11 protein-coding genes are annotated in these 13,144 nt (G+C 47.7%); 6 read left to right on the top strand and 5 right to left on the bottom strand.

Annotation, left to right across the window (positions count from 1 at the left end):
• Positions 1-63 precede the first annotated feature (63 nt).
• Complete coding sequence (locus NL626_RS22945; RefSeq protein WP_258480658.1) at positions 64-195, top strand: hypothetical protein; 132 nt, start codon at positions 64-66, stop codon at positions 193-195.
• A 49-nt stretch (positions 196-244) separates the two neighbouring features.
• Here NL626_RS22945 and NL626_RS11195 read toward each other — a convergent pair whose 3' ends face one another.
• The 5 genes from NL626_RS11195 to NL626_RS11175 all read right to left on the bottom strand — a co-directional run bounded on the left by NL626_RS11195 (position 245) and on the right by NL626_RS11175 (position 5,894).
• On the bottom strand, positions 245-760 hold the full coding sequence (locus NL626_RS11195) for a protein disulfide oxidoreductase (RefSeq protein ID WP_213968757.1): 516 nt from the start codon (positions 758-760) through the stop codon (positions 245-247).
• Positions 757-2,868, bottom strand: a complete 2,112-nt coding sequence (locus tag NL626_RS11190; protein ID WP_253657354.1) for a protein-disulfide reductase DsbD — start codon at positions 2,866-2,868, stop codon at positions 757-759. The genes NL626_RS11195 and NL626_RS11190 overlap by 4 nt, the downstream gene beginning before the upstream one ends.
• A gap of 64 nt (positions 2,869-2,932) precedes the next feature.
• The gene (locus tag NL626_RS11185; RefSeq protein WP_253657353.1) at positions 2,933-3,331 is read right to left on the bottom strand and encodes a hypothetical protein; all 399 of its coding nucleotides are present in this window, start codon (positions 3,329-3,331) and stop codon (positions 2,933-2,935) included.
• 102 nt (positions 3,332-3,433) lie between these two features.
• Positions 3,434-4,036, bottom strand: coding sequence for a response regulator transcription factor (locus NL626_RS11180; RefSeq protein WP_186584814.1), 603 nt, complete (start codon positions 4,034-4,036; stop codon positions 3,434-3,436).
• A gap of 25 nt (positions 4,037-4,061) precedes the next feature.
• A complete protein-coding gene (locus NL626_RS11175) occupies positions 4,062-5,894 on the bottom strand; it encodes a sensor histidine kinase (RefSeq protein WP_253657352.1) in 1,833 nt (610 codons plus the stop codon).
• A 178-nt stretch (positions 5,895-6,072) separates the two neighbouring features.
• Here NL626_RS11175 and dsrO point away from each other — a divergent pair, with 178 nt between their 5' ends.
• The 5 genes from dsrO to NL626_RS11150 all read left to right on the top strand — a co-directional run bounded on the left by dsrO (position 6,073) and on the right by NL626_RS11150 (position 12,979).
• Positions 6,073-6,840 carry a sulfate reduction electron transfer complex DsrMKJOP subunit DsrO gene (dsrO, locus tag NL626_RS11170; RefSeq protein ID WP_176311085.1) on the top strand — a complete coding sequence of 256 codons (768 nt, stop codon included), beginning with the start codon at positions 6,073-6,075 and terminating at the stop codon, positions 6,838-6,840.
• Positions 6,837-7,967, top strand: a complete 1,131-nt coding sequence (nrfD, locus tag NL626_RS11165; RefSeq protein ID WP_253657351.1) for an NrfD/PsrC family molybdoenzyme membrane anchor subunit — start codon at positions 6,837-6,839, stop codon at positions 7,965-7,967. The genes dsrO and nrfD overlap by 4 nt, the downstream gene beginning before the upstream one ends.
• Before the next feature lie 17 nt (positions 7,968-7,984).
• Positions 7,985-11,077, top strand: coding sequence for a tetrathionate reductase subunit A (locus tag NL626_RS11160; protein ID WP_213968759.1), 3,093 nt, complete (start codon positions 7,985-7,987; stop codon positions 11,075-11,077).
• Between the two features lie 229 nt (positions 11,078-11,306).
• Entirely contained in the window at positions 11,307-11,918 is a 612-nt protein-coding gene (locus NL626_RS11155) for a c-type cytochrome (RefSeq protein ID WP_017821653.1), read from the top strand.
• Positions 11,919-11,926: 8 nt separating this feature from the next.
• Positions 11,927-12,979 carry a c-type cytochrome gene (locus tag NL626_RS11150; protein WP_213968760.1) on the top strand — a complete coding sequence of 351 codons (1,053 nt, stop codon included), beginning with the start codon at positions 11,927-11,929 and terminating at the stop codon, positions 12,977-12,979.
• Positions 12,980-13,144: the final 165 nt, after the last annotated feature.

Raw genomic sequence — 13,144 nt, 5'->3', positions numbered from 1 at the left:
AACACCGACCCATTTTCAGAAGGAATAACGGACGATAACCAATGGATTGTGGAAGGACCACACATGATGATTATTACCCTAGACCAAGTGTTGCTCGACTATCTACCCATCGGTTCAAGTTATGATGGCCCATACGTGATGTGGAATGGTATGCCATACGCACACATTATTATTCCCGTTAGAGCAAGAAAATAAAAAGAAAAAATCCGATACTCAATATTTTGAATATCGGATTTTTATTACGTTATCGAGCTAACCAAATTCTCGCTAGTATTCCTATCGGAGTGGTAACGCCAGTTGTGACAGAGGAAATTTCACCATTTCTTAAAACATAAATGGTTGGGGTCACGCTAATTTTCCATTCGCGCATAATATCGCTTGAAGGATCGTTTATGTTTTCGAAACGATATTCTTTTGCCCTCATAAACTGCGCCACACGCTCATTCGGTCCCGACGATCCAGAAACGCCAACTACGGTGTAGTCATCACTCAGCCAGCTCACGCTTGGGCTTACAAATTTACAAGCGGGACACCAAGTCGCCCAAAAATAAACAACGACAGGTTGTTCATAACTTTGCGCGATGGCATCGAAGTGTTCACCAGCGCTCAATACGGAGCTCAATGGTGGTAACTCCTGTTTAGGAATATCTTTAGTGCGATACCAATCCATCGTGATGGAAATGACGGTGACAATGAGCACCATCTGTACGATTTGAACGAGCCAATATCGGAATGTTCTACGCTGCTTTGTCGAACTCATTGAATGGTTCCCCCACTCGCTTGTTTCACCGCGCTTAAAACAACATCATCAGTCAGAATAACAGGTAACGGGATACCTTGTGGCGCCGCCGGGCCATAGACGATGTTAAACGGCACACCGTAACGCCCATGAGCTCGTAAAAAGTCAGTTACCGAGCTGTCCGGATGTGTCCAATCCCCTTTTAACGTCGCCACATTAGGGCTTCGCAGCAATGAGTAGACAGGATCTTGCCAGATCACACCGATCTTGTTCGCTTTACACGTGACACACCAATCCGCAGTGACATCCACAAACACCACTCGCCCATTATTGACGTGATCTTCAATCGCCGAGTTAGAAAGCTTCTGCCACGCTAAGTCCTCAGGAAGCGGTGTCGCCCATTGGTCGGCAGTGACACTACCAAGTAACAGGCCACCAGCTATCAACACTAATGACGCAGTTCCGGATACAGCAAGCGCTTTCTCACCATACACTTTCTTAACTCTTGCCATCATTACAACAAAAGCAGCCACAGCGATAAGTGCAATCCATAGCATCGGTACATGATTTGCCATTAATGAAAGTAGCCAAACGCTGGTTGCCAACATCATTATGCCAAACACTATTTTAACGACATTCATCCACGAGCCAGGCTTTGGTAGTTTCAGCGCGATATTTGGAAACACAGCGACTAAGAGCCAAGGCAGTGCCATACCCAATGCTAATGCTGTAAAAGTTGCAAATAACGTTAATACGTCGGCACCCAAGGCAAATGCCACGGCCGTTCCTAGAAAAGGCGCGGAGCAAGGCGTCGCAAGCAATGTAGCAAACATACCTTGAACATAGTGACCAACTAGGGAGTTATCACCTTTCGAGGCCAGCCATGTATTGGTACCCGATGATAGACGGATTTCAAACAGCCCTAGCATATTGGCCCCAAACAAAGTGGTGACCAACACCATCAAACCTAAGAACCAGGGGCTTTGAAATTGCACGCCCCAACCAATGGCATTACCTGTTAGCTTGAGCACCAAAATAAAACCAGCGAGAATCCAGAACGACGTTAATATACCAAGTGACGAGGCAACAAACTGAGCGCGAATTTGACGACGCTCGATACCTTGAGCGGCAACAATACTACTTAGCTTCATCCCCAAAACCGGAAGAACGCAAGGCATAATGTTAAGAATTAAACCGCCGAGCAACGCGAATAGAAAAACACTCGTTAGAGACGTGCTCGGCAGCGGTTCAACTATTGCCTCAGCAGTTGCTTGAGTGGTTTCTTCTGCTAGTAAATTGGTGTCTTTGATGGTCACAAACAGCGACTGTTCATCTAACGCCACATCGCCCAGCCAAGTATCAACGATATAGCTCGCGGTGACGATGTTTCCTTCTTGATGCATTCCTTCAAGCTTGAAGCTATAGTCTCGCGTTGCTTCATCGACACCATCCACCAGCACTTGTGGTTGTTGCCAACCCTGACTGTTCTGTAGCTTGATTTGTAGTTTCGATTGGTTCGCATCCCAACTCGCCTGAGTAACATCAATAAACGGCGATGGCTGCGGCACGTTACTCACTGCTTGAGCGTAACTGAACATCACGCCTTCATCGACTGTTAGATCAGAAGGCAAGAACGTCAATTGAATTTGATAGTCGGTCAGCACACAAATCGTCGTACAAGAAGAAAGTGTCAGTACCGCATCAATCGTGACAGGTCTGGACATGTCTTCGACGTGCAGCGTCATGGGGAACAAAGTATCGCCTTTATACCCAAGAGTCTCGATACCTAATAGTTCGAATTTTTGTGGGTGCGGCCATTGCCAATCCACTTTGGATAAATTTTGTGAATTTTGCCAATCAATAGATGGTGCTACGCCGCCCTCACCAGGTGAACGCCAGTAAGTTTTCCAATCTCCGGTTAACTTGACATCCAAATAACCTGTAAGTGTTTTGGCTTGCGGATCTTGTTGACCAGTGAGCACAAAGCGCGTTTGCACTGGAGGATGTTGTGGGTTGGTTATCCAACCTGTATCAGTAGTTTGAGCTGAAATACTCAGAGAGAGCAAACTCAAAGCAAGCGTCATAAAAAACATGAACGCAAACTGAGTCAGTTTAGTAATTTGATTCATAGTGATTCCTAGTTAAAAGACAAAGGTGCTAAATAACTGACGCTAGTGGTCAGAAAGCACGCTTTTATTCTCGGAACACACAGAAAGTCAGATGGACTCGATACTTACGGCCTATCGGTTCCGTCCAATGTTGCGCACCAATATAGGCACTGCACAACCAAATTGCCGAAGCAAAAAGACCGACAAACAGAACAACAATAAATACATCGAGTTGATGTTGAGAAAACTGAATTAACTTTTCAGACAATTCGCACTTGCTGGTTTCTTTAGTATCAATCGACTTGACGCTCGAACGCTCATCAGTAAGTGAAACCGCGGGCGATTCCGTCTCATATTTCATAGAGCATGGCGATGCAAAACCTGAATTTTGCATCAGACACACAACCACCACCCAGCCAATAATCGCCAGTAGCCATTTTGCCCGCTTATGTGGCGTGTGATGTCGTTTAGTCAACAAACTCATAAGAATTCAGATAAAATAAGAACGAAGAAGATAATACGCGAGTCGTCATAAAGCTCAAGTTGTATCCTCTAAATAGCCTTAAGAGGCTTCACTCGGTAAGCTTTAATCTAGCTTGCCATAAATATATGCCAACTCTGCGACGGTTTTTGCCGAGAACTTCTTCAATAGATTAGCTCGGTGTACTTCAACCGTTCGCATTGCTATGCAAAGTTCGTCAGCAATACGAATGTTGCGCTTTCCTTCAATGATCAAACGCAAAATGTCTTTTTCTCTAGGTGTGAGCGATTCATAAGCCGATTTTGCTGCTGCCATATCGAGGTTTGTGGCAGACTGCGCCTGTCCCTGCAAAATGGCTCGTGCCAGTTCATCGCCTTTGACTGGTTTTTGGAAGAAATTGACCGCCCCAGCATGCAATGCATCGACCGCCATCGGAACATCACCATGCCCTGTCAGATAAATAACGGCTAACGGGCTGTTGGCTTTATTTAAAATTTGGTGCACTTGCTGGCCACGAAGGTTGGGCATTCGGCTATCAAGGATCACGCATCCGGCCTGATGAATGTTCACTTTATCGAGAAAAGATTGCCCATCAGCAAAAGTCGTCACGTTGAAGTCATGCTCTTCCAACATAAAAGCGAGCGAGTCACGCACCGATTCATCATCATCGACTACAAAAACAGGTAGCTGCTTTTCACCGCTGCTCATTGAGTGCTCCTATGCCTAGTTCAGATTAGTTTTGATATGGAAACACAAGCTCAACCAAACAACCATGTGGTGCTATCGAGCTGATGACAAACTCGCCACCATGCATTTCCATCACATCGCGACAAATGGCTAACCCTAGCCCAAGCCCTTCTTCTTTGCTACTCACAAACGCTTGAGTCGGATTCTCTTGCTGCAACCCTGTACCATTGTCTAACACTCGAATAGAGAGTTGATTGATTTGGTAATCGCAATGCAGGGCAATTTTACCTTGATAGCCTGATGAGTGATATTTCTCTTGGAACAAAGTACACGCATCAATCGCGTTGCTGATCACATTAACTAAAACCTGTTGTACGCCAACTGCATCGACAAGTAACGGACGCATGTTCCCTTCTATACTGGTCACGATCGAAGTGTTTTGCTTCTGCATTCGAAAATGGAGCAACTCAATCGTGTCATCAATGAGTACTTGAAGATCGCACGACGTTTTGTCGACACTGCGCTTACGAATCAACGTTCTTAATCGCTGAATAATTGCATCGGCTCTTTCAACTTGGCCCTGTATTTTCTCAAGCACAGGGACAATATCTTCATGAGGGCGCTTTTTGGCCAAGCGAAGTAAACCACCTTCACTATAGTTGCGAATGGCTGCCAGTGGCTGATTGAGTTCATGGGCAAGACTAGTCCCGATTTCTCCGACAATCGCAACCCTTTGTGAATGTTCTAACTGTTCACTTTTCTCTTTTAATCGTAACGATGTCTGCTCCAACGCTTGCTTACTCTTGCTAAATCGATACTCAAGCCAAAAGTGGTAAGCGTTCAATACAATCACAAACATGAACAGCGCCCATGCCCATTCTTGATGACTACGCAGCCAGCGTAGAGCCTCACTCCACCAAGGTTGTTGCAACGGATGGAGATCCAACGCCTGATAAAGTTTGTCGATGCTCAGCAAGCTGACGGGGGACGTCCAACCTGACGCGCCTGCCGCAATAACCGCAGGGTGTTCAGGTGGCATCGCTAGCAATACTTGCGCAATCTGTTTGGCAATCTGAGCTGAGCCGCGCTCTGTTTTGGCAAATGACCAGTTTGGATATAACGGCGTAGAAACAGCGCACGAAGAATGTTCATTTAGCTGTTGATTTAGGACTCGAAAATCACCTTGCTGTAACAGACCTTCATTTTGCATCTGTTCCAATAAACAAGCAGGGACGACAGCGGCTTCCACATTGCCATCACGTAATTGATACAGGTTGGCATCAATAGGAAAACCAAGATAGCGGACATCGGATAAGAAATCGTTTGGATTAAGCCCCATTTTGACTATTTGATAGCGCATCGTGAGATAACCACCAAAGGCTTTTTCTGATACCGCCGCAACGGGACGTCCTGAGACATCTTGCACCGTTTGATAACTTGAATTGGCTCGAACCACAAGCGCCGAACCAATGCCGTAGTTCGAATTTTGCGGCGCTCGGCTGGTTAGCGTTGCCATCCACGACAGCGCGTATTGCCTGCCCAACCGCACTGCTTGACCTGGGTTGGTTAAGATGAAATCCATCGTCTGAAACTTCACCGCTTCGCCCATTTCATCCAAGTTAAGGGGATGAAGAACAAAATGCACATCGGAAATTTGCTGATTGAGCCAATCAATGGTCGGTTGCCACCTTTGCTCTGCATAGAGGTGGCCGCGTATCGCTAACACGCCCACTTCAACTTTCTGCTTGGCCTCTGGCTGCTCTGCCTTTTGCTCTTGCATTCCTTGCAGATCTGCTTGTTCAGAAACTGCGCCCTGAGCCAAAGATGCAAAGGCAACTAAGCAAAGAATCCAAAGCTGAAGCCACAGTGCTTTTTTCATGATGAGTCGAATCGTTCCGTCAAGAGAGTACGACAAGAGTAACAGCTACCTTCCCTAAACCACATTTGTTTTAGATCAAGTTTGATCTGGGTATGTGGAAATCCACAATATAAGCCTCGCAGTGCATTTCTCACAATGGAATCAGTCAATTCAAATACAACAAAAAAGCAGGTGAGTTATGGATTCCACCAAACGTCGCTTTCTCAGCGCGGTCACAGCCGGAGCCGCGTTAATTCCAGTCGCAGGCATTGGCACGGCAACTGCGGGAAACATTATTCGAAATAACCAGTCCGCTGACCGAAAAGGACAAGTCGGGAAGCGTTATGCCATGGTGATAGATTTGCGTAAATGTGTCGGATGCCAGGCTTGCACTGTGGGTTGCAGCATCGAGAACCAAGTGCCTATCGGTCAATTCCGAACCACCGTAAAGCAATACGAAGTTACGTTAGATGATGGCTCTACAGCCACGCGAGAAGCAAAAGCCTTTATGCTACCGCGCCTTTGTAACCACTGCGACAACCCACCTTGCGTGGCAGTGTGTCCGGTTCAAGCAACCTTTCAGCGCGAAGATGGCATCGTCATGGTGGATAACAGTCGCTGCGTAGCGTGTGCGTATTGTGTACAAGCTTGCCCTTACGATGCTCGCTTTATCAATGAAGACACCCTCACCGCAGATAAATGTACCTTCTGTGCTCACCGTCTAGAAAAAGGTCTATTGCCTGCCTGCGTGGAAACCTGTGTTGGCGGAGCACGTGTAATTGGTGATTTGAATGATCCATCAAGTGAAGTTCGCCGCTTAATTGCGAAGCACCAAGACGATATCAAAGTGCTAAAACCCAATGAAGGCACCAAGCCTCACGTGTTTTACATCGGCATGGATGAACGCTTCACCAGCCACATCGACGGACAACCTGCTATTTACGACCCACAAGGAGATCGCGCATGAACATCACCGAAGTGTTAGTCCAGCCTCAAGCGATAGCTTGGCTCCCGTGGGCGGTGCAGTATTTCTTCTACATCGGTTCGGCTTATGCGGCTGCTGTTTTGTTCCTAATCGCCCTATTATTTGAAAAACACACCAGTCAAAGACTGCGCGCTGCGCTTGTTCTGACGCTGGCCATAGGCGCCATCGTGGGACCATTAGCGTTAACTGGTGATTTACACCAACCGGGACGAGCATGGCATTTTTACGCACACATCACTCCGTGGTCATGGATGTCTTTAGGGTCGCTTTTCTTGCCTGTTTTCTCAGGTTTAGCGGTAGTGACTGCATGGCTGTATCTCCGCGAGGATATGATCAACTTACGTAATCAGCCAGGGAAAGTACTGCCTCTAATTTCAAAGCTGTCACTGGGTGACTGGGCGCTCTCTCGTAGAGTCATGCTTATGGTATCTGTTATCACGGTGCTATCAGGCATCACCATTGCAGTCTACACAGGCGCTGAAATTGCAGTCGTTAAATCGCGCTCTTTATGGCACCAACCCGCGTCGCCGGTTCTTTGGTTTGTCACTGCATTTATGAGCGCGGTCGGATTTTCTCTGTTGATTTGGCTCTTGCTGCCTAGTCAGTCAAAGACACTGACATCTGGCGATACTAATTTACTTAAAAAATCAGTGGTTACCAGCGGTGTATTAACGCTGATACTGCTACCGATTTGGGCATCCAACAATTCCGCATTTTCGCTCTATTCTAGCGAACAATGGATGCACAACATTGCCCTGCTCACTTTTGTCGTTTTAGGTTGTGTTTTGCTCGCTTTCATCTTCTTGCGCGATACCAAAAAGTCCGCATCAGCCAGATTTCGTCACGTCATAGGGCTCAGTTTTGTGTCTGCTGCCGCACTGGCAAGTGCATGGCTGATTCGCTGGTTTACCATCATGGAAGTGCAAACCATCGCCAAGTTCGATGCAGGGCTGTATCCATACCAACTCACTATGGATGGAAATGGCTGGATAGGCATTATCGGCATGCTCGGATTATGGCTTGCACTGGCACTGCTCGGTTCGGAGCTGGTTCAGCCAAAACAAAAGATCGAAGTAAAAGCCTCATCACTCACCTTAACTGAACGCTAATCAAAGAGGATTTCATCATGGATAACAAACGCCGTCAGTTTTTGAAATCAGGCATTGCAGTGGGTGGGCTTGGCGCATTCGCTGCGGGTTACGCCACCACCACCAAACACATGGTCGAGGGTGCGCTCGAAGGCACTGCGGGAGAAAAAACGCGTGATATTCACCACGGTAACTCGCTTGAACCTGAGTACACGGTCAACAGCAAAGGCAACCTAATCCCTAATCCAAATCAGCGCGTTGCGCCATCGATGTGCTTTGGTTGTTGGTCACTGTGCGGATTGCGTGTACGCATTGATAACCGTAACGACGAGATTTTGCGTATTACTGGCAACCCATATCACCCACTCTCTCATCAGCAACACATTCCGTTCGAAACGCCAGTCAAAGATGCTTATTTAAGTTTGGCAGGAGAAGCGGGCCTTGACGGTCGTTCAACAGCATGCGCACGTGGCAATGGGATGCTAGAAATTCGCAACAGCCCGTACCGCATTACTCAGCCACTGAAACGAGTTGGAAAACGCGGCGAAGGAAAATGGATTCCGATCAGCTACGAGCAATTGATAGAAGAAGTCGTAGAGGGTGGTGATTTATTTGGTGAAGGCCATGTTGATGGCTTACGCGACATCCGCGATTTAACAACGCCCGTAGATCCTGAAAGCCCGGAATATGGACCGAAAGCCAACCAATTGTTAATGACCAACGCCGGTAACGAAGGCCGAGACGACATATTCAAACGCTTCGCGTTCAATAGCTATGGTACACGTAACTTTGGGCATCACGGCTCTTACTGCGGCTACGCATTTCGTGCTGGCAGCGGCGCATTCATGAACGATTTAGATAAGAACGCGCACTTGAAGCCAGACTTTGATAACGCGGAATACATCATCTTCATCGGTATGTCACCAGCTCAAGCGGGTAACCCTTTTAAGCGTCAGGCGCGCCAACTCGCCAATGCGCGAACAGAAGGTAGCTTGGAATACACCATCATCACACCAAGTTTGCCTGCTGGTTCATCGAGCTTAGCTGCCGGTGACAACAACCGCTGGATACCAATCAAACCGGGTACCGATTCTGCCCTCGTGCTTGGCATGATCCAGTGGATCATCGAAAACCAACGCTACAACAAAACCTTCTTGGCGCAGCCGGGGGCAAACGCGATGAAGCGAGCCGGCACCGCGCACTGGTGTAATGCCACGCACTTGGTAATCAGCGATGAGCAGCACCCGAGAAACGGCACGTTTTTACGCGCATCTGATCTGAACCTGCCATTTGAGGGCGAAGCGTTGTCTGACTCCGACCCGTACGTCATCGTGAATGAGCAAAGAGGCGAATTTGGTGTTCATACCCAAGCTGAGGAAGCGGCACTGTTTATCGATAAAACGGTTTCGCTTGCATCGGGCGAAGTGCGCGTAAAATCGTCTCTACAAAGACTCAAAGAAGAGGCGTTCAAATACAGCCTTGCGTTCTACAGCCAACAATGTGAAATCCCTGTCGAACAAATTGTTGAACTAGCAAAGCGCTTTACCAGTCACGGAACAAAAGCGGTGGTCGATACCCACGGTGGCAACATGCACACCAATGGGTTCTATAACTCGTTTACCATCATGATGCTCAATGCGTTGATTGGTAACATCAACATGAAAGGCGGCGCGATGGCGAAAGCGGGTGGCTACCCAACTTCCGCTGCGGGTCCTCGTTACGACTTCACCAAATTTGCTGGCAAAGTCGGCCCGAAAGGCGTCTTTTTATCGCGCAGTAAATTCCCATACCACAAAACCAGCGAATACAAACGTCGCGTTGAGGCTGGTGAATCCCCTTATCCAACTCGCGCACCTTGGTATCCGTTTGCAGCGCCACTGCTGACAGAACACCTATCTGCGGCTATTGATGGTTATCCATATCGCGTTAAAGCGTGGATCAACCACATGGCGAACCCGATGTATGGTGTGCCCGGTTTGAAAACGCTGCTGGAAGACAAGCTTAAAGATCCAAAACAACTCGGTTTGATTGTGTCTGTTGATGCGTTCATTAACGAAACCACCGCATTGTCGGATTATATTGTGCCGGACACGGTCACCTACGAAAGCTGGGGTATGGCAACGCCTTGGCACGACGTTCCGGTGAAAACCGTCACCGCTCGCTGGCCGATTGTGGAAGCGCGAACAGAGAAAACCGCCGATGGTCGTTCAATTTGCTTAGAAAACTTTTTGATTGATGTCGCCAAGAAAATGCAACTAGGCGGCTTTGGTGACAACGCGATTCAAGATGCGCAAGGGAATTGGCACGCTCTCCACAGCGCTGAAGATTTCTATTTGCGAGCTGCGGCAAACTTGGCTTATGTGAAAGGCGGGGTGCCTGAAGTTTCGGCAGAAGACATTGCGTGGTCCGGCCTAGAGCGTTTAATGCCAGCCATGCAGAAGACGCTGACAGCGGATGAGATGAAACGTGTGGCGTTTATTTTTGCTCGCGGTGGACGTTTTGAAAATGCAACCGAAGCGTATCAAGGTGAGCAAATGAAGCACAAATGGACACGACCTGTCGCGATATGGAATGAACGTGTCGGCAGTGCAAGAAACACCATGACCGGTGATTTCTACACGGGTTGCCCAACATGGCATCCACAAAAACTGGCCGATGGCACACCAATGGAAGACCAGTTCCCAAGCTCAGAATGGCCTTTCAGCCTGACGAACTTTAAATCCAACATTCACAGTGCGGTATCCAATCTATCGCCAAGGTTGAACTCGATTAAAGGCGTAAACCCAGTGTACATCCATCCAATCGATGCCGAGCGCGCAGACATTAAAACGGGTGATGAGTTTGTTATCGAGACACCATCTGCAAGCACCAAAGCACTTGCGATGATAGTCAGCGGGATTCGCCCTGGCACACTCGGATTTGAACATGGGTTTGGTCATACCGAGCTAGGACAACGCTCGCACTGGATCGGCGATAAACAACAACCCGTAAAAACGCGCAGCCAAGATGGCGTCAATATTAACGACATTGGCTTAATTGATCCTACCCGAGAAGGTAAAGGTGTATTGTTGGATTGGGTGGTAGGAGCCGCGGCTCGTCAATCATTACCAGCCAAAATCCGCAAAGCGTAACGCCGCACGTTAAGACGTCTCTACCACTTAGAGCTGCCGATTTGTGCAGCTCTTCACCACTTTGTTTTTATCGCTTATAGAACAACCAATAAAAACAAATACGGCCATTTACACTTATTAAATATGTGGAAATCCACAATACCTTTCATTATTGATAAGGCCGACAATATTGTCCAAGTGACTACCAAGTAGCACTTAGACATATTAATAAAAATTAAAGTGAGTCAGCATGTCAAAAATTCTTCCAGTGGTGGTGGCCTGTTTGTTAGCAACCACTATGGGCGCAAGCGCCTCGTCTATTCCGGAAAAAGCCAGCGTATGTAGCGGTTGTCACGGCCAAGATGGCATGGGACAGCCAAATATCGCGCCTATGATCGCTGGTTTAAACGCGAATTATCTCAACACTCAAATCGAACTATTCCTTAGTGGCGAACGCCAAAATGTGGTCATGCAAGGCATGGCGAAGGAACTCAGCGATCCCGCAGACCGTAAGGAAGTTATGGAGTACTTTGCTAACCTCCCGAGCTATGAGTTCACGAATCCAGAACAACGCGGCGACCAAGCTGATATTCGTAACCCGTATCGTAAATTAATTTTCCAAGGCGATTGGGATAGAAATATTCCAGCTTGCGCAACTTGTCATGGAGCCAGCGGTATGGGCGTCGACAAGTTCCCTCGCCTCGCAAGCCAACATGCTGATTACTTAAAAACGCAATTGATGGCATGGAAAAACGGCACTCGCAGTGGTGACCCGCTCAATATGATGGGGACCATCGCAAAAAATCTCACTGACAAAGAGATCGAAAATCTTGCTTACTACTTTGCCTCATTACGTTACTAGGAGCAGTCATGAAACGTTTCTATTCTTTGTTCGCACTGCCTTTCATTTCTACGCTCGTATTAGCTAACGATCTGTTACCGGACCGCCAGAAAGAGCTACCTGCGATAGAAAAAGAAAAGCACGGTGAATACTTAAAACCGCGTGGTCTCAGCACAATCCCAAACACCGCATTTGGTGAGCAAGTAAAACGCGGTTACTCGCTCTTTGTTAACTCACAACAAATGCGCGGAAAATACGTTGGCAACGAACAAAACTGTGTGAACTGCCATATGGAGGCAGGACGAAAAGCAAACGCTGCGCCACTGTGGGCAGCTTACATGGCATACCCGGCATATCGTAAGAAAAACGATCGCGTAAATAGCTATGCTGACCGTATCCAGGGTTGTTTCGAGTATTCCATGAACGGTAAAGCGCCCGCTTACGATTCGCCAGAAATTGTTGCCCTTAGTGCTTACGCCTACTGGTTAGCGATGGGCGGTTTGCTTGACAAACATGGTATGGCGGATGAACCCATTCCAGAGCTAGACGCAAAAGCGTTGCAAATTGGTGGAAAAGCAAAAGACTTCCCGTTGCCCGAAGCCATCGCACAAGCACTACCAATTGAAAAGCGAGGTAATCTCTCTGGGCGTGGCTACCCAAAAATCAACGCCCCTGAGCAAGAACCATCAATAGAGCGAGGCGCACTGGTCTACGAAAAGAACTGTGAAACTTGCCATCGCGCCGACGGTTCTGGCATCAAAGACACCAACGGCCACTCATACATTCCACCACTTTGGGGCGAATATGCGTATAACTGGGGCGCAGGTATGCACCGGATTAACACAGCGGCCTATTTTATTTACGAAAACATGCCGCTTGGGAAAAGTGTCCAGCTGACAGAGCAAGAAGCTTGGGATGTCGCAGCATACGTTAACAGCCATGAGCGCCCACAAGATCCTCGATTCAAAGGCAATGTCACCGCAAACTCGGAGAAATATCACCAGCACCAAGGCTATTACGGCAAAACGCTCAACGGTACGCAAGTCGGCTCCAATGCCTTTAAGAGCGGAACGGTCAAGTAAAGTACAACTAAGCACCTTAAATAAAATGCTCTTTTTCCCTGCTCAGATTATCTGGGCAGGGTTACTTACCCTTAAAAACAAGTAGTTACCCCCTCCAATAAACAAGCAACATCATATTACTTTCGGCTTCCAACATACTCATCTTCGCCGTAAAATCTTGTACCA

It is taken from the genome of Vibrio sp. Y58_MX_L22 (genome assembly GCF_024181865.1).
Taxonomy (GTDB): Bacteria; Pseudomonadota; Gammaproteobacteria; order Enterobacterales; family Vibrionaceae; genus Vibrio; species Vibrio alginolyticus.
Note: the sequence above shows the minus strand (reverse complement) of the source record. Positions and strands in the feature narration are given on the sequence as shown.

Coding starts and splice junctions, on each gene's coding strand:
- NL626_RS22945 (WP_258480658.1), top strand. CDS start 64: ATGATGATTATTACCCTAGACCAAGTGTTGCTCGACTATCTACCCATC.
- NL626_RS11195 (WP_213968757.1), bottom strand. CDS start 760: ATGAGTTCGACAAAGCAGCGTAGAACATTCCGATATTGGCTCGTTCAA.
- NL626_RS11190 (WP_253657354.1), bottom strand. CDS start 2,868: ATGAATCAAATTACTAAACTGACTCAGTTTGCGTTCATGTTTTTTATG.
- NL626_RS11185 (WP_253657353.1), bottom strand. CDS start 3,331: ATGAGTTTGTTGACTAAACGACATCACACGCCACATAAGCGGGCAAAA.
- NL626_RS11180 (WP_186584814.1), bottom strand. CDS start 4,036: ATGAGCAGCGGTGAAAAGCAGCTACCTGTTTTTGTAGTCGATGATGAT.
- NL626_RS11175 (WP_253657352.1), bottom strand. CDS start 5,894: ATGAAAAAAGCACTGTGGCTTCAGCTTTGGATTCTTTGCTTAGTTGCC.
- dsrO (WP_176311085.1), top strand. CDS start 6,073: ATGGATTCCACCAAACGTCGCTTTCTCAGCGCGGTCACAGCCGGAGCC.
- nrfD (WP_253657351.1), top strand. CDS start 6,837: ATGAACATCACCGAAGTGTTAGTCCAGCCTCAAGCGATAGCTTGGCTC.
- NL626_RS11160 (WP_213968759.1), top strand. CDS start 7,985: ATGGATAACAAACGCCGTCAGTTTTTGAAATCAGGCATTGCAGTGGGT.
- NL626_RS11155 (WP_017821653.1), top strand. CDS start 11,307: ATGTCAAAAATTCTTCCAGTGGTGGTGGCCTGTTTGTTAGCAACCACT.
- NL626_RS11150 (WP_213968760.1), top strand. CDS start 11,927: ATGAAACGTTTCTATTCTTTGTTCGCACTGCCTTTCATTTCTACGCTC.